General features: G+C 43.5%; 20 protein-coding genes and 1 pseudogene. 8 read left to right on the top strand and 13 right to left on the bottom strand.

From position 1 onward, the window contains the following. Nucleotides 1–6: 6 nt before the first annotated feature. Both NDJ01_RS13665 and rmf read left to right on the top strand, forming a co-directional pair. A complete protein-coding gene (locus NDJ01_RS13665; RefSeq protein ID WP_065646475.1) occupies nt 7–1740 on the top strand; it encodes a DUF3466 family protein in 1734 nt (577 codons plus the stop codon). Nucleotides 1741–1921: 181 nt separating this feature from the next. Next, complete coding sequence (gene rmf / locus NDJ01_RS13660; protein ID WP_005377453.1) at nt 1922–2095, top strand: ribosome modulation factor; 174 nt, start codon at nt 1922–1924, stop codon at nt 2093–2095. Nucleotides 2096–2215: 120 nt separating this feature from the next. Here the strand turns inward: rmf and fabA are convergent, their stop codons facing one another. Then, nucleotides 2216–2734 carry a bifunctional 3-hydroxydecanoyl-ACP dehydratase/trans-2-decenoyl-ACP isomerase gene (fabA, locus tag NDJ01_RS13655; RefSeq protein WP_005396499.1) on the bottom strand — a complete coding sequence of 173 codons (519 nt, stop codon included), beginning with the start codon at nt 2732–2734 and terminating at the stop codon, nt 2216–2218. Between the two features lie 70 nt (nt 2735–2804). Then, nucleotides 2805–4445: a Lon protease family protein gene (locus NDJ01_RS13650; RefSeq protein ID WP_145474019.1), complete on the bottom strand. Its 1641-nt coding sequence runs from the start codon at nt 4443–4445 to the stop codon at nt 2805–2807. Between the two features lie 210 nt (nt 4446–4655). Between NDJ01_RS13650 and matP the strand changes: the two genes are divergently transcribed. The 5 genes and pseudogenes from matP to NDJ01_RS13625 all read left to right on the top strand — a co-directional run bounded on the left by matP (nt 4656) and on the right by NDJ01_RS13625 (nt 6573). After that, nucleotides 4656–5105: a macrodomain Ter protein MatP gene (gene matP, locus NDJ01_RS13645; protein WP_005396497.1), complete on the top strand. Its 450-nt coding sequence runs from the start codon at nt 4656–4658 to the stop codon at nt 5103–5105. Nucleotides 5106–5120: 15 nt separating this feature from the next. Further along, nucleotides 5121–5432 (top strand): DUF3634 family protein, encoded by a 312-nt coding sequence (locus NDJ01_RS13640; protein ID WP_005396496.1) that lies wholly within the window; start codon nt 5121–5123, stop codon nt 5430–5432. A gap of 114 nt (nt 5433–5546) precedes the next feature. After that, nucleotides 5547–5870, top strand: coding sequence for a hypothetical protein (locus NDJ01_RS13635; RefSeq protein ID WP_047010352.1), 324 nt, complete (start codon nt 5547–5549; stop codon nt 5868–5870). Nucleotides 5871–6026: 156 nt separating this feature from the next. Continuing rightward, nucleotides 6027–6230: pseudogene (locus NDJ01_RS13630) on the top strand (DUF3693 domain-containing protein); the annotation flags it as partial. Then, nucleotides 6208–6573: a regulator gene (locus tag NDJ01_RS13625; RefSeq protein WP_258586855.1), complete on the top strand. Its 366-nt coding sequence runs from the start codon at nt 6208–6210 to the stop codon at nt 6571–6573. The pseudogene NDJ01_RS13630 and the gene NDJ01_RS13625, both read left to right, overlap by 23 nt. A gap of 550 nt (nt 6574–7123) precedes the next feature. Here NDJ01_RS13625 and NDJ01_RS13620 read toward each other — a convergent pair. The 3 genes from NDJ01_RS13620 to NDJ01_RS13610 are packed head-to-tail and all read right to left on the bottom strand — an operon-like array spanning nt 7124 to nt 8250. After that, nucleotides 7124–7642, bottom strand: coding sequence for a hypothetical protein (locus NDJ01_RS13620; protein WP_258586854.1), 519 nt, complete (start codon nt 7640–7642; stop codon nt 7124–7126). Nucleotides 7643–7650: 8 nt separating this feature from the next. Continuing rightward, nucleotides 7651–7842, bottom strand: coding sequence for a hypothetical protein (locus tag NDJ01_RS13615; protein WP_089183597.1), 192 nt, complete (start codon nt 7840–7842; stop codon nt 7651–7653). Nucleotides 7843–7851: 9 nt separating this feature from the next. Beyond that, nucleotides 7852–8250 carry a hypothetical protein gene (locus NDJ01_RS13610; RefSeq protein WP_258586853.1) on the bottom strand — a complete coding sequence of 133 codons (399 nt, stop codon included), beginning with the start codon at nt 8248–8250 and terminating at the stop codon, nt 7852–7854. Between the two features lie 276 nt (nt 8251–8526). Between NDJ01_RS13610 and NDJ01_RS13605 the strand changes: the two genes are divergently transcribed. After that, the gene (locus NDJ01_RS13605; RefSeq protein ID WP_258586852.1) at nt 8527–9153 is read left to right on the top strand and encodes a DUF2726 domain-containing protein; all 627 of its coding nucleotides are present in this window, start codon (nt 8527–8529) and stop codon (nt 9151–9153) included. Nucleotides 9154–9192: 39 nt separating this feature from the next. On the opposite strand, the gene NDJ01_RS13600 is transcribed toward NDJ01_RS13605, so the two are convergent. The 8 genes from NDJ01_RS13600 to NDJ01_RS13565 all read right to left on the bottom strand — a co-directional run bounded on the left by NDJ01_RS13600 (nt 9193) and on the right by NDJ01_RS13565 (nt 16958). Continuing rightward, entirely contained in the window at nt 9193–10545 is a 1353-nt protein-coding gene (locus NDJ01_RS13600) for a secretin N-terminal domain-containing protein (RefSeq protein WP_258586851.1), read from the bottom strand. A gap of 17 nt (nt 10546–10562) precedes the next feature. Then, the gene (locus NDJ01_RS13595; RefSeq protein ID WP_258586878.1) at nt 10563–11639 is read right to left on the bottom strand and encodes a zonular occludens toxin domain-containing protein; all 1077 of its coding nucleotides are present in this window, start codon (nt 11637–11639) and stop codon (nt 10563–10565) included. Then, on the bottom strand, nt 11639–11998 hold the full coding sequence (locus tag NDJ01_RS13590) for a DUF5455 family protein (RefSeq protein ID WP_258586850.1): 360 nt from the start codon (nt 11996–11998) through the stop codon (nt 11639–11641). Before NDJ01_RS13590 ends, NDJ01_RS13595 begins: the two co-directional genes overlap by 1 nt. After that, the gene (locus NDJ01_RS13585) at nt 11998–13623 is read right to left on the bottom strand and encodes a methyl-accepting chemotaxis protein (RefSeq protein WP_258586849.1); all 1626 of its coding nucleotides are present in this window, start codon (nt 13621–13623) and stop codon (nt 11998–12000) included. Before NDJ01_RS13585 ends, NDJ01_RS13590 begins: the two co-directional genes overlap by 1 nt. Nucleotides 13624–13700: 77 nt before the next feature. Then, on the bottom strand, nt 13701–13964 hold the full coding sequence (locus NDJ01_RS13580) for a major coat protein (protein WP_045608031.1): 264 nt from the start codon (nt 13962–13964) through the stop codon (nt 13701–13703). A 269-nt stretch (nt 13965–14233) separates the two neighbouring features. Next, nucleotides 14234–14539, bottom strand: coding sequence for a hypothetical protein (locus tag NDJ01_RS13575; protein WP_012841822.1), 306 nt, complete (start codon nt 14537–14539; stop codon nt 14234–14236). An 83-nt stretch (nt 14540–14622) separates the two neighbouring features. Then, a complete protein-coding gene (locus NDJ01_RS13570; protein ID WP_258586848.1) occupies nt 14623–16653 on the bottom strand; it encodes a replication endonuclease in 2031 nt (676 codons plus the stop codon). Further along, entirely contained in the window at nt 16653–16958 is a 306-nt protein-coding gene (locus tag NDJ01_RS13565; protein WP_213901214.1) for a hypothetical protein, read from the bottom strand. Before NDJ01_RS13565 ends, NDJ01_RS13570 begins: the two co-directional genes overlap by 1 nt. Between the last annotated feature and the right edge of the window lie 183 nt (nt 16959–17141).

Here is a 17141-nt window from a genome sequence, read left to right as displayed (position 1 = left end):
AATTCAATGAATTGTAGTAATAAATTCAAATTGACCGCCATTGCGATGATGGTTGGTACCACAATGAACGCACAGGCGGCATTGTATCAAGTGGTTGAGGTTTCACCTCAGGATCATGGTTCAAACGGTGACTACCAAACGGCTTACGGCGTTGCAATTCAGCAAGGTGATGCGGGTACAGATCCTTCAACAGGTTCCCCTTTCGCTTTGGGCTGTTTTGATGCAGCAGCAAACTGTACACCAGACCAATTTAAGCTTGCGATGGAAACTCGCACAACACCGATTTCAGCGACACAAGCCGTGGATGGGAACAGCTATCGTGAGGAAATTCCATTTGGATTGGACGCGGGCTTTTATTACATCCAAGAACTCAAAGATTTTGAACGTTACTGTTATAACCAGCTTCGCTATTCTACTTGTGACTCTTGGGCTTCTGTAAACTGGACCCCATGGAACAAAGAGCGTAGTAAAGACTTTACTTCTAATGCGTTAGCATTTGTAGAAGGCGATTCTGCTGCTTATAAAAATGAATATAACAATGTTATCAATCAGCTTACCGAAGATGGTGCAGCTGTCGGTAATCAAAGTAAAGTCAGCAGTGAAAACCAGTCGACACTGGAAACAAGAAATACAGTCGTAGCACCTATTGAACCAAATTTTGTTACAGGTGATAACGACGCGAGCGTTGTGCAAAGCCACGCTTGGAAAACCGATGGCACTTTTACCGTTGGTAGTGTATCTCGAACGGCAAGCAATACCAATGGCGCTCACCACACATCGAAAGCAGCTATTTGGGATCAAAGTGGAACCGTCAGTGAGTTGGCTTGGCCAAGTGGCACATCTAAAGATGGAGAAAGACTGGCTCAAGGAAGCATGCGTGACCTTGTCACAGATGGAACAACGGTTTACGGCGTGGGTTACAACACATACAGTGATGATAACTATCTGAATGCTACTGTTTTTGTCGGAACCCTAGAGGCAGAAGGTAGCGTTGAAAACGCAACTTGGAAAAACAAAGTTGTTGTAGGAGCGAGACAGCGTGAGGGCGATGATACGGTTCATACAAACTCACGATTAACCGATGTTAACTCAAATTTTGTTGCTATTGGTGAAGCAAAACGTTCGGGCGGATACTTAATGCCAACGGGCTCTGCTCCGAATCGTCTCTTTATCGTAAATGATGTTCGTAAGGATTCTATTAACGCTTTTTACCCAAGTACCGGAATTTTCTTCAGCGGTGCTGGCGGTAAGATGGGCGGGATCAACTCTTACAATGAAATTGTCGGACAACTTGATGCGGAAACGACGCGTGAAGACGATGGTAAGCCACGTCGTAAGCGCGGTTTTATCTACCCATATAGTGTAGGTGGTGAGACTAGTGAACGTGCTTCAACACTATTTAATGGAAAAGCTTGGTTCCTAGATAGTTTGACTAATGGCGGTGACTACTCTGAACAAAACAACCAGTTCCGTATTCTTGACGCAACCGATATCAACGATGCAGGTGTGATTTCTGGTACCGCGATGAAATGTGCTGGCGGTTACAGTACAACAGCAAACAATGCGACATGTAGTTCTGATGAGCAAATCGTAGCTGTAAAATTGGTGCCTATTGCAGGTGCGACTGAGAAGGACATTGTGTCTCGAAGCGTTGACTCAACGACAACAGAGCGTCAAGGTGCAGGCCTTGGTTGGTTAGCTTTGACCATGCTTGGATTGTTTGGGTTCCGTAGAAAATAGTCAAAAATCGTCAGTAATTTTTAAATCAAGCAGAGGCTCACACATTTGAGCCTCTGCTTTTTTTATGCCTTGAGAAATCACTCAACTTGATCGATTCTTATAAGTGGAGTCATAAAAACTCCATCAAAGTTTCACAATAACAGCTGTACGTTAGTAAATGGACCTGTATGAGGAATTAACTATGAAGAGACAAAAGCGTGATCGCCTAGAACGAGCTCAATCTCAAGGCTATAAAGCTGGGTTGAATGGAAGGTCTCAAGAGGCTTGCCCATATCAACAAGTTGATGCTCGGTCGTATTGGTTAGGTGGTTGGCGTGATGCCAGAGATGAAAGACAATCTGGTCTCTACAAATAAACTCTCCACATACAAAAAGAAGGATTCGAAAGGGCTCTACGGAGCCTTTTCTACGTTTATAGACTAGGCAAACAAAAAGGCCCCTAAATAGGAGCCTTTATAAATCGATTAAAGTCGTGATTAGAAGTTTGAAGTGTCTTGGAACAAACCAACTTTCAAATCTTTCGCAACGTAGATTTCTTTGCCATCTACGCATACACGACCGTCAGCCAAACCCATTACCAGCTTACGGTTTACGACGCGTTTCATATGGATTTCGTAGGTTACTTTTTTCGCCGTCGGTAGGATTTGGCCTGTAAACTTCACTTCACCAACACCTAGAGCGCGACCTTTACCTTTACCGCCAACCCAGCCAAGGAAGAAGCCAACAAGTTGCCACATCGCGTCAAGGCCAAGACAGCCAGGCATTACCGGGTCACCAGGGAAGTGGCAATCAAAGAACCACAAATCTGGAGTAATATCCAATTCCGCCAAGATCAAACCTTTACCAAAATCGCCCTCTGTCTCAGACATTTTAGTAATACGATCCATCATTAGCATGTTTGGTGCAGGAAGCTGAGGGTAACCTGGTCCAAATAGCTCACCCTGGCTAGAAGCAAGTAGATCGTCACGGTTATAAGAATCACGTTTGTTTTGCATTATCAATTACTCCAATTTTTGATAGCTGCATCTTAGTGAACACGTGTACGCTAAACAACTCCGATCAGTACTAGACAAACCAGTTTTTGATGCGCTGCACAATTCCTTCTGGATGCTCATGTCTTTCAAAGTTTTCAATACGTTCCGCTATTTTGCCAATAATGCTATCGTCTTCGCCTCTGAAGGGTTTATTCATAACAATCGGAATAGCTTCATCTACCGTAGAGACGGACCAAATATGGAACTCACCATTTTTAATGCTTTCTATTACATCTTTATGTAATGCAAGGTGTTTAAGGTTTGATTTCGGCATGACAACGCCTTGATTTCCCGTAAAACCCTGATGTTTACAAACCTGATAAAAACCTTCAATTTTCTCGTTCAAGCCACCGACTGCTTGCACTCGACCAAACTGATCGACGGCTCCTGTAACCGCAACTTGTTGATTAATTGGAGATTCAGATAACGCACTCACCAAGCAACAAAGTTCTGCGAGAGATGCGCTGTCACCGTCAACTTCACTATAAGACTGTTCAAATACGATCGAGGCAGAGTAAGGCAGAGGTTCATCTAATTTTAGAGCAGAGCTTAAGAAAGCTTGCATAATCATCATGCCTTTCGCATGTAGATTGCCGCCAAGTTCAGCTTTGCGCTCAACATCGGAAACATCGCCATCACCAAAGTGAATTACACACGATATTCTGGCAGGCTCACCATAGCTCACAGGGTGTCCAGCCATATCGATTACGGTTAGGCCATTGATTTGGCCAACTTGCTCCCCAGTTGTCTCAATGATGACTTGTCCATCTAAAATATCGTACACGGCACGCTGAGGAAGATAGGATTCGCGGTAATACTTGTCGTCAATCGCTTTATCTAATGACTCGTAATCTAATGTTTGGCCATCACTGAACTGGCTGGCAAGTGTTAGAAGTTGAGAATGCCACATTACACCTAACGGCAAATAATGTTGATCTTCAGTAAATCTCATACCAGCTAGCAACAGTCTTCTAAAGCCACATTCCGTTAAGTGAGGCATCTGATATTGAGAACATATCCAGTTCACCAAACCAAAGTAATCTGTCAAATTCTGCTCTGACAAATGAATATCTTCTTCAACTTCGGTATACATGGTAAAGCCTGAACAAAAGTCCTCGTCGATATATTCTAGCTCTGCTAACTGACTTCTTTCCCCAGTTACAATCAGTTTTACATCATAAGCTTTAGATGGCGGTACTGAAGTAGGTAAGCGAGTAGGGCTTAGGTTCAGTGGCTCGATAAGGTTTTGTTGAATTGCAGACTTTATATTCGGCCAAAGTCCCGGGTTAGCCAGAATGAGATTAGCAGGTACAATCAAATAACCGTCGTCAGCTTGTGAAATCAAGCCAGGTTGGAAGGCAATATCACCACTTACATCAACACTGTAACGGTCAAATAAACGCTTGGCATCAAGTGATTCCGACAAAACAATCGCAGCGTTAGAATGACTCTGAAGAGCTTTACTGATGAACTCTCTATAGACAGAATTATCGACGCAGTTAATGAGTAGCACGCGTGTCAATCCCGACATTTTGGAAAAGCGAGATATCGTTGCCGACATCCTCGGTTGAAGATCAGTAAAAGACTTCTTTGGTAACGAAGGTGCAGACTTTAAAAGTGCTTCGTACTGCTCAAGTGAAGGTGTTACGTCTTGCCAATTAAGTTGGTTCATTAAAATTCATCGTAATTCAATCTTGCCGACATTATAACGAAATGGACTATAACACCCTAGCACCAATTTGGTTCGCTCAAGGCATTCAACACTCAATGAACAATACTTAGACAAATGAGTGATCAACATCGATACTTCTAAGAGTTTTATTTGCCCAAGTAAATTATCTGGGTTACGCTGTCACTAGGTTATGTTTATGGGTCGGAATAAATGAAATATCAGCAGCTTGAGAATCTAGAGTGTGGGTGGAAATGGAAGTATCTCATCAAGAAATGGAAAGATGGTGAAGCGATTACCCGACATATTGATACAAGTGAAGCAGATGCCGCGGTTGCAGAGCTAAAACGGCTTGAACACGAACCTACGCTTGTATTAGCTTGGATAGAAAACCACATGTCAGAAGAGTTGGACAACAAACTCAAGCAGGCTATCCGAGCGAAAAGGAAGCGTCATTTCAATGCAGAGCAAGTCCATACAAAGAAAAAGTCCATTGATTTAGATTATCGAGTTTGGGAAAAGCTTTCTAGCAGAGCAAACGAGCTCGGTTGTACGTTATCTGACGCAATTGAATATCTACTTTCTGAAGCATCGAGAAGTGAAAAAGCGAGTCAAAAAGTTACCTCAATCAAAGAGGATTTGAGTAAATTGCTATCTAGCTAGGATAGGGAGTGCCAAATGTTATATGTAATCTTAATTGCTGCCATCGTGATCTTTTGGTTGATCGCAGTTGATAGACCAGTGCTAAAAGTAAAGTTTGATAACGGCCATATCAGTAACGTAAAAGGGCATCTACCACCTTCTTTCAAACATAACTTACAAGATATTAGTGAACATAATCCGTTTAGTGGTGAAATGAAGGTATATAGCCAGCGAACCGGCATGCGCTTGAGCTTCTCCAAGGACGTTCCCAAAAAAATCCAACAGCGGATTCGCAACGTTTTTCCGCATCAAGGTTTCAAAGCGAGCAAAGGCAAGAAGCGAGCTTAATTACATATCAGTTACTTAATCGTGTTAAATGGGACGCAATATAGCGTCCCATTTTCGTATCTATAGAAAAATTATTTATCATTGATTAATCAATAAGATAAACGGGCTTAAATTATGCGATACGTTATAACTTTAATGTTCTTACTCTTCGTAAGCACTCCAGCTTTGTCTGACGACTCGGAAACGAACCCATTGGCTAAAAAGATTAAAACTAAGATTCAAAGGAAAGCGGACAATAAATTTGATGGCTACCAAGGTTATTGCGATGTCATGATAGAGATGGAACACAAAGGTAAAAAAGCAGTAATAAAAAGAGTAACCAGTAGTGGTGACAAAAAAGTTTGTCGGTATGTGAAATCCAACTTGAGGAAAGGAAAACGCTATCGTTATAAATATCCAGAAAAGTATATTCGGCTTCATATAGCCACAGGTTCGTGATTTCAATGTTGATTAGAAGCATCGGGCAGCAAGAGCGCAAAGCTTTCAGACTCGATGAACTAGATGAAAATGAAGTGGCTCTCGTGTAATTGGTTGGGAATGCAGGCTAGGTGAGATAAACCAATCAACTCTCAATGGATAAAAGCAATATGGGAAGGAATTGCAAAAAAGTTTAACGGACTTGGATTATCAAGCATTTCAATGGTTTGTGCCGGATTGGCTTTAGTGATTGCAAGTCCACAGGAACCATTATTACAGTGCGCATTATATCTGCTTATGTTGAATGCGATTGCATATGCGTATCCTATAAAATGTCTCTCTTTTGAGGGACAATTCAATGAAGTATCACGAAATGACTAAAAATTATATTTTTCGTGAATTTGAATGTGGTTTATCCGTCGAACAAGCTGCTGAACTTTGTTTAAAAACTGTGAGAACCGTCAAAGAATGGGATAAGGGGAAAACCATTCCACCGGAGTGCAAACGACTCATGAGAATGACAAAAGGAAGGGAACTGAGCCCATCTGTACAATGGGAACACTTTAAAATGCATTACGATAGATTAGAACTTCCAACAGGGCAGTTGGTAACGGCTCAACAAGTTTTAACTGGAATTGCTTTATTAGAGATTGGAGCATTGACTGATTTGGAAGCAGCTGCTCGAGTGTTGAAATATGCAAGGGCATTAAAAAATATGATGTAAAAAAGGCTCCGAAAGGAGCCTCAATACAAAATATATTTTTAACTGATTTTATTCACTCGAAAGAAATTAAACATTAAATCAGCAATGTACTTGTCAATGTATCCACTTGATACATTTCTGAGTATTTCCATATCGTATCCATTTAACATTTCAGAAAACCTAGTGTCGAATCTTCCATGTTGATCGAAGTATATATCGAAAAAGTAAGTAACGTCATCTATGGTAGTTGTTTCGAATTTAACACGTAGACGGGGTTCTCCGTCTTTGAAAACTAGCTCATGTTTTGAAACAAACTTATAGGTCAAAAACTCTATAGTCATAACATCATTATTAAAATCCACATTATCAGATATCGAAAATCTGCTGCCAAAGCTTCTGAAGAAATTTAAGTAGATAGGGAAAATATCTTTATTGAAGTATTGTAATTCTTGACTATTATCTATACTCATTGCTTTTTACTCACTTGTTACATAAATAATTCAATTACGCCATTTATAGGATGACAACAACAGACCTAAAACTCATTATAAAAAGCGTCAGTAATGGCTTTCTAGAAAGGTAACAGTCGAATCTTTAATGAGGTCCACCAATCCAATTTCACTTGACGCTCACTATTCTCACCCCACTCAACTCTCACTTGCTCATTATGAACATACGTCATTAAGCTACGAATCAATGGTGGCTCTTCAAGCTCAATAGAAGCACGAGTTCGATTGAACTGATCTGCATCCTCAATAGTTAAGCGATCATATCGCTGTAACGAAACCTCAAGCTGTAAATACTTTTGTCTCAACGTAGAATGAGTCGTTGCTTTTGACTTCGTATCTATTACCAAGTCAAATATTTGCAAAAATGCAGCAATCAAAGCTAAAGCGGCAGCTAAATTTTCATTTTTGTTCAACACAACGGCAAATGCAGCAGAACTGGCAAACAACGTAAAAATGGTTATAAACTTTGCAAGCTTTTGATAGTGAGATTGCGCGTATAGATGATATCTAATACCAAGTCGAGTGTTCCAAACTAGTTCCCAAAGCCGTTGTTCATCGCTATCTAGTTCTTGAGCTTGCATAACAACTCCTACTTATTTTTAGTACCGCCAGAGCCTGGTTTAGGTGGAGTCGAATGCATTTGAGTTATTTCATTGTCACCACGTTTCATTGAGTCTGGACATTGCTTTCTCTCGCGGTTGACGATCAAACCAACGTCTCGAACTTTGCCGCGTGATGGCTTTGGTGCACCTTTGTGCTCAGTATTGTTCTCTTTGCTCATCGGAAACCTTTATTTTTCGTGATAAAATTCTGAACTCTCAAGAAAAGAGCCAACTATTCGATTAAAATGAAAAACGATATCAGCAGAAGGTGAGTTGTTGATCTCGCAGATAGCATTTTTTTCGCCAAGAGGGATGATTTGGCTATATTCGTTAACCACAATATCAAAGTGAGCCACTTGATCTGAAAACACCTGAGTTTCAAAGCGAACTTTTAAAGCAAGTGAACCTTGGAAAATAACAGCGTGATGTCTCGACTCAAAAAAGTAAGATAAGTAGTTAAAAGAAATAGTCTGACTTTCGAAGCTTGCAAACTCCTCATTTTTCAACATCTCCCCCAATTCATTCCAATGCGCTAACAAGCGTTTATATTTAGAATTCATTGAGGGTCCATAATTTCTCTGATTCATAAAGCCTCCTTTATTGCTTTATAAACGTACAACCGATTTAATATCCATTCAAGTTCCTCTTGGTGATAATGTGAATATTAGTTGCATATCCATTTTTAGTGTCAGAAGCTGAAGAGTGAACGATTGCGAGATGTAACAGAAGTTGAAACGTTGGCATCTGGGGGAATTTATCCCCGTAATACACTATGGGGGCGCATAAAAGCTGATTTCTATAACACACCGAACAAAAACGATATGCTACCATGCACTCATTTTTTTATGAGTGAGGAACGGAAAGTGCCTGAATTACTGATACTTATATCCTTAGCGTGTATTGTGTATCTATTCACAAAGAAGGGTAAGAAACCTAAACGTAGGCTTAACGAATGGGAGCAAAGTGCAACGGTTAGAAGACCGAACAGCATACATTCTTTTGAACCAAAATCTGTAGACAATAGCCCCAAGATAGTCGAAGTACCTTTGCCGAACACTGGCAATAAGACTAATTCTGTACCTCACAAGAAAAGTACATACTTGGCCACCAAGACAGAGCGCAGATTCTATAAAGTGTTGCGGGAGCTTATACCTGATGAATACGTAATTCATAGCCAAGTGTCATTGATGGCATTGGTTCAACCGACCAATTTTAAAGATAACTCTCGAACTTGGGCTAAAAGAATGGACTATGTGATCACGGATAGAGACACAAAAGTCTTGGCGGTCATCGAGCTAGATGATTCCTCTCATAGGCAGAAGAAAAGACAAGAGCGAGATATATACGTAAATAATGCACTTAACGGACACCATCCGTTGCTTCGGTTTGAAGCTAGAAGCTCTTATGACAAAACACATATCGCAACCGTATTAGAGCGTGACACGATAATAAAGTGTAGAGAATTGGAAAGTGTATTACAGTACAGCTAAAGCAGAGCCGAACAGCAATTGTTCGGCTTTTCATTTTAATCAAAGTATCGTGGTTCTTATCGTTACTTTAAGCTCTTTATCGACCGTATTGGTCTTTTCTGACCGGAACAGAGCACCAAGTAAAGGTACATCCATCAAAACAGGTACACCACTTACCGAGTCGCGTTGCTCTTGGGAAATCAAACCACCCAAAGAGATCGTTTGGCGATCTTTGACCTTAACCACGGTTTGCAGTGTTCGCGTATTGGTGATGATGTCGGATGCGATAGAGGAATCCGTTACCGAGTCGGATTTTTGCATAATCTGCAACACAACATGATCACCAATTACATGCGGTACAACCTCAAGTGACACGCCCACATCTTTACGTTCTATTTGCTGGACTCGATTGCCACCGTCAGTTACCTCAGACGAAGTGAGGAACGGCACGTTCTGACCAACCGTAATATAACCGCGCTCTCTGTCCATAATGAACATGTTTGGTCGTGATAGGAGCTTAGTATTTTGATTCTTAGATACGGCTTTAATAAGCGCGTTAAAATCGCCGCCCTCATAGAACAGTAGGTTATCAACGGCTTTCTTAATTGCAGTAGGCTGAGAAACAAAGCCAGCCTCACTCAGAGCTAAGTCCATATTTACGCCGATTTCTTGAGAATCACCGAGCTCAGTTTCGGTAATCACCGCCTCGATAAAGACTTGCTTTTGTGGTCTATCAATCCCTTTGATGAGCACATCAATGTGCTTCAATTGGTTCTCAGAGCCTGTCACGATAATGCTGTTTGTGGTCGGCAGTACCTCAACCTTGTAATTCTTAATCGCTTTGTTGTTCAGTGTTTGATTCTGAGTTGCAGCAAGCATCGAGGAAATCAAATCAACGACCTTGGTATTTCGAACATTTTCAAAGAAGTACAGCTTTACTTGAGAGGGTTCGAACGTCTCCACCTTGTTTGCGTCGGCAATGATGGTAAAAACGCCGTGGTCATGCGTAAGCTCGTAACCGTGCGCACGAAGCACGGAAAGGAAAAAGGCAGGATAATCCTCATCTTTCAAATCCGGCGCGGTAAAGCTGACCTCACCAGTGACACCATGACCAAGCACAACTGTGTTTCCAGTATGAACCGAGAACCACGATGCGAAGTCTCCAATCGGTGTGTTCTTTGCCTCAAAAGGTGCAGAGCTTGCGGCAAAAGAAGTCGAGCTGAGCAGGGTGCACGCGAGCAATAAAGCGGCGATGCTGGATGTGGAAAAGTTGGAACAAGCCGTTGTTTGTTTCTCAACTTTACCACAGCGCATGGTCAGTAATGTGCGCGTAAGCAGTGAGCCTACGGCGCAATAAGATTCTTTTTGTTTTTTTGAAAGAAAAGCTGTGAGTTTTGCGATTATCCATGACATAAAGCGCACCTTTTTCCCTAGCACATAACTTTGAATGATTGACCGTTGCCGCCGCTAACCGTAATGGAGCAAGAGCCGTTAGATTGAGCCGTAAAGCCTTTTGCGTATAGTTGCGACGACGACAGACGCACATCGTCCTTAACCAGCACAAAAGATGGGGCAACGTTTGGGGGATTCATTGACGATTCGATTCGATAGCCGTCGAGCAAGTCACTCAATGACTCGCGAGGCACCGCCGTTTGAGTCGTTTCGGGTTCCGTCGACATGTTCGGCGTGCCAACTAAGGTGAACACCGCAAACGAGACGGCGACACCTGCCGCAAATACACTGAATCGAGAGTATTTACGGAGATAGATTTTCGTAATGCGCATGATATTTCTCAACGTATACGGGACAGTGTAACGTCCGTGGGTATAGTAGGGCGGCAATACTGAATAAACGCCGTCCTCATAGTTGTTTCTAAACATCTGCTTAGTGTCGTAAGAGCTGTATAAGTCCGTGCCCCAAAGCATCCATTTCTCGACGGTGAGCGAGTTCGCATTGTCACCATACTTCACAATGCCAACGTGCAGCTTAGGCATTTTCAACTTGAGTTGACCGAGTGTCAGAACGGATACCGCAGTGGAGACGATAGGGACTTGAAGACGGTCTAAACGGCGACAAAACACGGTGTGTTCAGCCAGCGCGAGACGCGCTTGTTTATCAACAATCGAAATGTCTTGAACGATGAAAATCACATCCCATCCAAGCTTTCGAATATGCAAAAGGTGATCAATTAACTTTTGTCGATTCTTGTCGTTCCATGTGCGCGAGTTAAACCACGTTCCGCACTCATCGAGCACAATCAAACCGTCTTTTTTGGTGTCATAGCTCTTGTTTGCTGAGCCAATCACCATCAAATCCTCTACCTGAGGCTTGTCCGGCAGACGATAAAGGCGAGTATTGCGCTTGTTGCGTCCAAGCATTTCTTTCAAGTTGATATCGAGGTTTGTCGCCACAGGCACACCGCGCATAAATGCCTCACGAATCTTACCGACTGCCGTTAGTGTTTTACCTGAGCCGAGCTTACCCGTGACAAAGTAGACCGATGCCATTACGCCGCCCTCACAATCGCGTAGAACTTCCACTCCCACACCCAACGCAGCAGACGCGCCGAGTAAATCGCACTCACGCAAGGAATCGCGTTATTTGGAATGAACATGCCAGCAGCTTGTGACCAAAACGGGGGCGCAACATAAGACAGACCCGTAGCAAGGGTGTAAATTGCCAAGGTGAGGGTGACGGTCAAACCGATTAGCAGCGTTAAAATGACCAAGTTAATCGTGACGTTTCGTGCTTTCGCAATGAAGAACCAACCAAATAACGTGGTCGCTATCTGCGAGATAAAGGCAACCAGAGCAGGGAGGCGCAACGCCGTCCCAATGGTGCTGACAATTGGTAATAGTTGAATCATTAGTAATATCTCCCCGAACCTGGCTTGTTACTTGGTACAGGCGTGACCTCAGTCAGCAGGATTTCAACAAGCGTCTTAATCGTGTAGATGTAAATCAGAATTGAGATGATCATTTTGAGTTTCTGCGAAAACTCACAAGAGATAGAAGCGCGACCACCGCCAAGCGTAGGCAAGGATAGATTCATGCAGGGCGTAGGCTTAGGTAACACACTCAAAAACGAATCCGATATAGCATTAATATGCCCCTCAGATTCAGCCGTCAGATTCTTCTCAATCAAATCGTTTGCCGCATCAGTCACGGTCTTTTCATAGGAATTCATCGCACCGGACACGGCTTTATCCGCTTGAGTCAGCACATCACCGACATAATCCGAACCTAAACCATGAGGGTTTTCACAATAGTTGTTCTCCTCGGTGGGCTCACAAGGCTTGAGGTCGTCGAGCTTGTCCGATAACTCCGCAAATCCATCAGCGTTAGTGGTTTGCAAATCATCGAGTCCCTTAACCACCTCACCAACAGAGTTGGTGTTTCGATTGACCGCCGTCGTGATGTCACCGTTAGCTTGCTGAATCAGCGCCTTAGTGTTTTCGTAAATCTTGTTGTCGTTGATTTGCTGCTTTTGAATCGCTTGGGTGTTAGTCACCATCGACGCATTGAGCGCAATGATTTGGTTTTGAATATCAGCGCTCGATTGATTGAGGTCGACATTTAGCGCGTTGAGTGCTTTGTTCACATCCGAATTAAGCCCTTTGATTGCACCAACTACTGCCGTGTCAGTGTTTTCATCTGTGTCAAGGTCTTCAACTTCTGGCTCATCTTCGGTATCCGGTGGATTCACTGTATTGGTTGAATCGTCAGGAAGCACGCTCGGGTCTTCGATATCACCCGTTGGGTCGTCAGGGTCGTGAATCGGGTCATCAGGAATAATAGGGGTGTCAGGACCATCTTTACCCCAAAACAGCGTACCACCATCACACTGATTACCAGTGAATTGAAACTTACCGTGACAGCGAGTGTTTTGGGTAAATTCGCCCGAATCTACATCGGTACAAAGCGTAGTGTCATTTGGAATACGCTCAAGCTCACAACGGGTGGCGCCAAAATCGCCATAACATGCCCCCGTGACTTGCTCACCATAAACATAAGCCGACCAATGAAGTGATTGAGTGTCATTGATGGATTGCTTGAACTGGCAAGCATCCATACAAGTGCCGTCAGGGTTTTCACCAAACTCACATGCAGGAACGATAGGTTCACAGGTGTAACCATCACCGTCTTTTACTTTTTCATGGTCTGCTGGACACTTAGCAGTATCATGGCGGAACCATACAGTTTGAATTTTCGGGAAAGAAGAGCTGTCGGTATTACACATTATACGTAAGCCGAACTCATCGCTATCCATGTAACATGACTTAGTGGAGAAGTCTTTGTATCGAACAAACTTGTTTTCATAACAAGAGACATAAGAATAAGGATTAACTCTCATCCCCCTAGACAGTTTGCAGTCGGGATAAGCGATAACATCCCTCACAGCGTAAGTAGGTTGAGCAGCACTTACATTAAAAGCACTAAACAAAACACCCAGTAAAATAATCAGTGACGCTATGCTTTGTTTAATGTTCATTTGTAAATCTTCCTCGTGAAAAATAACGCCCCCATTCGGAGGCGTTGACCAATGGGTGTATAAAGCAGTCGTTAGGATTACGTTGCTTTGTTTGCACCTTTCTTGAATAGCTTGATGCCGATGAAACCAACCGTTAGAGGAACAGCGATACCCCATGTTGAGGTGAGCATGTCGGTAACGAAAGTCCCTAAACTAGTAAAGGCTTGCGCTGCCTGTTCCGGCAACGCTGCATGTGCACCAGATGCTGCCATAAGAAGTGCGCCACCAAATGCCGCACGTTTTGCTGTTACTACTGCGCCAGCCTTAGCCATTGCTGCGCGTACTTTGCTTTGCTTTTCCATAGTCTTATTTCCTATGTGTTGTTTATGAAGAAGTTGAAACCTCAGCCGCTTTCTTGAATCCGAGAATGTGGAAACCAATCGAGAAGCCAAGGATAAATGCTGTTCCAAAACAGCCGAGCATGAACTCTGTTGACAGCATTTATCTTTGCCCTCCGACCACCCAACCGAGCGCAACTAACAAGAAGCAAATGCCTAAGAACACCATCAATTGAAAGTTATCGAGTCGAGCCATTAGCTCTGCAAATTGCGTCTCGGTCATGATTTAGCCCTTACTTTTCGTTAAGTTGAGGTAGGGCGTAGAGGTGGAAACCGTCGATAGAGACGTGTTTACCCTCATCGTTACCAAAGCTGAATTTCTTGTGCTCGACATCAAACATCATGCGATTACCCACACAGCGCTTGAGCAGTTCGCCAGCCTTGCCGTTTTCCCAAAGCTCAGGAGAGACACGCACTTCAATAGTGTCTGTCGGGTTGGTCGTGATGAGACGCAGCTTGCCGTTTTGCTTTTGTTCTCCGTTACGGTCTGTTTTGGTTTCTTGAACGATGTCCGAAGCATCTAGAATTAAACCTTCCATTCTCATAGTGTTTTGCCCTTATTTTTACGTTGTTGGTTAGTTGAAAATTGAAATGACAGTTATTGACACAAGTCCAAGGGAAATTAATGCATCATGTCGGGCGGGGCTGCGCCCACCCAGCACGACGCATTAATTTCCTGAGGGTCAGTGAGCAACAGCGCTTCCATTTCGTCATAGAGCGCTAGGTGCTTTTCGTATTGTTCGTAAAGGTCGTCATACATACGCTCGTATTCTTTTTCACGTTCTAGCGCGTCAAAGTAATCGACCACGTTAGACATGATGCCTTGTTGAGCACGGATGAATTGCTCTTTGTTCTCGGTCTTCCAAGTTCGGAAGCGAGTCGCGATAAAAATCTTATGGAACATCAAGCCATTCAAACGCGCTTGAGCCATATCACCGTAGCGAGTCGATGAATATTCACCGCCTGAAGCAATCAGTTTTTCGATAGAGGTTGAAACGGTGTATTCCGCTTTTACTGGTTGGTCTTTGCGCTTAACGAACACACCGCCCATTGCGTAACAAAACGCTTTCCAGTCGCCCTCATCAGCAGAGCGGCGAACCTTTTCTAATAGAAAGTGTTCGTCTTGAGATAAATCTGTAAACAAAGCATCGTCCTCTTTGAATTCATCACGAAGACGACGAAGCTCACGCCATACCGTGACAGATGGACCACCAATAAATTGAAATTGACGAATTTGATTCACACGCGCCCAAGTCACGACACGTTCCGCCGCATCCGAGCCAGACAAAGACGAACCTTTGTCAGAATCAATGTGCTGACCGTCGATGTTTTTACTCAGGTACTTAGCGACATAACCAACGGCTGAACCTTGCGACCAGTCGATAACTTCCGCTTTGAAACGGGCTTTCTTTGCGCCTTTTTCGTTTGGCGAGTCAGCCATAGCGAGACGACGAAACTCAGACGTCACGAACTTGCGTGCGGATTTTTCCATGAAAAGCAACAAGTGGTGATGTGGCGTACCGTCTTGGTGAGGCTCGACAATGCGCATCCCGTAAACCTTGATTTTGCTCTTATCAATCGACTTGCGAAGATTCGCCCAAACGCCCATAAGGTAAGCGTGAGCCGCTTTCGCATCAGGCTTGCCAGCCTCAAGCCATTTCGGGTTGATGTCACCCTTAGAAACAGAGTGGAAACGAGACGGAGCCGTTACCGTGAAGAACACCGCATCGTGATTCGATTCTTGAGCGATTTCCTCAAAGCCACGCAGACGAACGAACATTTCAGCGCGGCGAATCTCAGCGTTAGAAACCGATTTAGCGGATAGCTCACTGAGTGTGAAGTAGTTAGACGGGTCAGCCTCATCGTAAGCAATCGTGTTTTCTAGCGCGATGCGGTTAGACGTATTGCGATCACGTTGACGGCTTAGAGAAAAATCCGAGCAGTAAACTTGCTTACGGCGTTGAACAAGCGCTAAATCACGCGCAACACATTCAACCTCGTAAGCACATTTACGGCGCAGTTGACGAACAAGCCAATGCTCATCAAGAGCACGGTTCACCAATGCGAAAAGTTCACAGTTGTTTTCTGCGTATTGAATTTGCTCAGGTGAGAATGCCAAGCCTAATGAATCAAGAAGCTGACACGCTTTATCAAAACGCGCTTGTGATTCTTCAAGCGGAATTGCACTTAACACGCGAGAAAAGTCGCGTGATTTTCGCTTGGCTAGATTGGTAATTTGTTCATCTGACATCGCGTAGCTGTAGCCGTGCTCAGTCAAGCGGTCGTGAGCTTCGTTAACTGCGCGAACGGCTTCCAGAGCGTTGCGTGTTTTCAGAATGTCGGTGTAAGCGCGTGTCATGTGTCGAGCGAAGTCGCCGTTACGGTGTAATGACTTCGGCAAGTCCAAGCAAGGATTAGAAGTAGGGCGCTCAATAAAATCTGACAAGTCGTGTGAGTAGATTGACGCACTCATTGCTGATTTCACAGCCGACGGAATGAAATCCTCAGGCGTTGTAAATCTGTGGTCGACGTACTCAAAACGATGGTCGAATAAGTTGTCAGGAATGTGCTCACATGAAGCCCAAGAATGGACAGGAACAAAATCAATCCATTCTTGTTTGCCGGACGCTAAATCAATAACAAGTTCACGCATTATTGAGCCTCTAAAGCAGTCGCTTTTGAAGGTGCCATACCTAAGAAACGACATAAAACTTCATGTTCGTCAGATTCAAAACGAAACTCGTAATCACCAACCGAGAGATAACCAAAGGACTCTTGAGTGTTCTCAAACGTGCTAATGCAGTAGCCAAAGTGATTGAAAGGAACAACGACTTCTTCAAAGATGTCAGTTGTAGTGATGTAACAGAGCTTGAAAGCCGGAACGTGAGACACTGCGAAATGACGGAGCGTTAACGTTTTAACGTTGACGTTTTGAACTTCAGTTTCTAATACGACCATAACAACCACCTTGACTAGTTGAGAGAGCGACCGCCAAAGCCAAGCGCGAAAGCGTCAAGGGCAAACGCCCAGAGCTAAGGCGGTCTGATACTGATTGAATAACCAAATTTGGTTAGTAGCGTAATCACCAAAATTGGTTAGCGCAAGACACCAATTTTGGTGATTGATGAGCTAAACTGACGG

The organism is Vibrio sp. HS-50-1, from assembly GCF_024747315.1.
Lineage (GTDB): Bacteria > Pseudomonadota > Gammaproteobacteria > Enterobacterales > Vibrionaceae > Vibrio > Vibrio diabolicus.
The sequence above is the reverse complement of the archived record's forward strand: the minus strand, read 5'-3'. Positions and strand labels throughout refer to the sequence as shown.

Coding starts and splice junctions, on each gene's coding strand:
- NDJ01_RS13665 (WP_065646475.1), top strand. CDS start 7: ATGAATTGTAGTAATAAATTCAAATTGACCGCCATTGCGATGATGGTT.
- rmf (WP_005377453.1), top strand. CDS start 1,922: ATGAAGAGACAAAAGCGTGATCGCCTAGAACGAGCTCAATCTCAAGGC.
- fabA (WP_005396499.1), bottom strand. CDS start 2,734: ATGCAAAACAAACGTGATTCTTATAACCGTGACGATCTACTTGCTTCT.
- NDJ01_RS13650 (WP_145474019.1), bottom strand. CDS start 4,445: ATGAACCAACTTAATTGGCAAGACGTAACACCTTCACTTGAGCAGTAC.
- matP (WP_005396497.1), top strand. CDS start 4,656: ATGAAATATCAGCAGCTTGAGAATCTAGAGTGTGGGTGGAAATGGAAG.
- NDJ01_RS13640 (WP_005396496.1), top strand. CDS start 5,121: ATGTTATATGTAATCTTAATTGCTGCCATCGTGATCTTTTGGTTGATC.
- NDJ01_RS13635 (WP_047010352.1), top strand. CDS start 5,547: ATGCGATACGTTATAACTTTAATGTTCTTACTCTTCGTAAGCACTCCA.
- NDJ01_RS13625 (WP_258586855.1), top strand. CDS start 6,208: ATGAAGTATCACGAAATGACTAAAAATTATATTTTTCGTGAATTTGAA.
- NDJ01_RS13620 (WP_258586854.1), bottom strand. CDS start 7,642: ATGCAAGCTCAAGAACTAGATAGCGATGAACAACGGCTTTGGGAACTA.
- NDJ01_RS13615 (WP_089183597.1), bottom strand. CDS start 7,842: ATGAGCAAAGAGAACAATACTGAGCACAAAGGTGCACCAAAGCCATCA.
- NDJ01_RS13610 (WP_258586853.1), bottom strand. CDS start 8,250: ATGAATCAGAGAAATTATGGACCCTCAATGAATTCTAAATATAAACGC.
- NDJ01_RS13600 (WP_258586851.1), bottom strand. CDS start 10,545: ATGTCATGGATAATCGCAAAACTCACAGCTTTTCTTTCAAAAAAACAA.
- NDJ01_RS13595 (WP_258586878.1), bottom strand. CDS start 11,639: ATGGCATCGGTCTACTTTGTCACGGGTAAGCTCGGCTCAGGTAAAACA.
- NDJ01_RS13590 (WP_258586850.1), bottom strand. CDS start 11,998: ATGATTCAACTATTACCAATTGTCAGCACCATTGGGACGGCGTTGCGC.
- NDJ01_RS13585 (WP_258586849.1), bottom strand. CDS start 13,623: ATGAACATTAAACAAAGCATAGCGTCACTGATTATTTTACTGGGTGTT.
- NDJ01_RS13580 (WP_045608031.1), bottom strand. CDS start 13,964: ATGGAAAAGCAAAGCAAAGTACGCGCAGCAATGGCTAAGGCTGGCGCA.
- NDJ01_RS13575 (WP_012841822.1), bottom strand. CDS start 14,539: ATGGAAGGTTTAATTCTAGATGCTTCGGACATCGTTCAAGAAACCAAA.
- NDJ01_RS13570 (WP_258586848.1), bottom strand. CDS start 16,653: ATGCGTGAACTTGTTATTGATTTAGCGTCCGGCAAACAAGAATGGATT.
- NDJ01_RS13565 (WP_213901214.1), bottom strand. CDS start 16,958: ATGGTCGTATTAGAAACTGAAGTTCAAAACGTCAACGTTAAAACGTTA.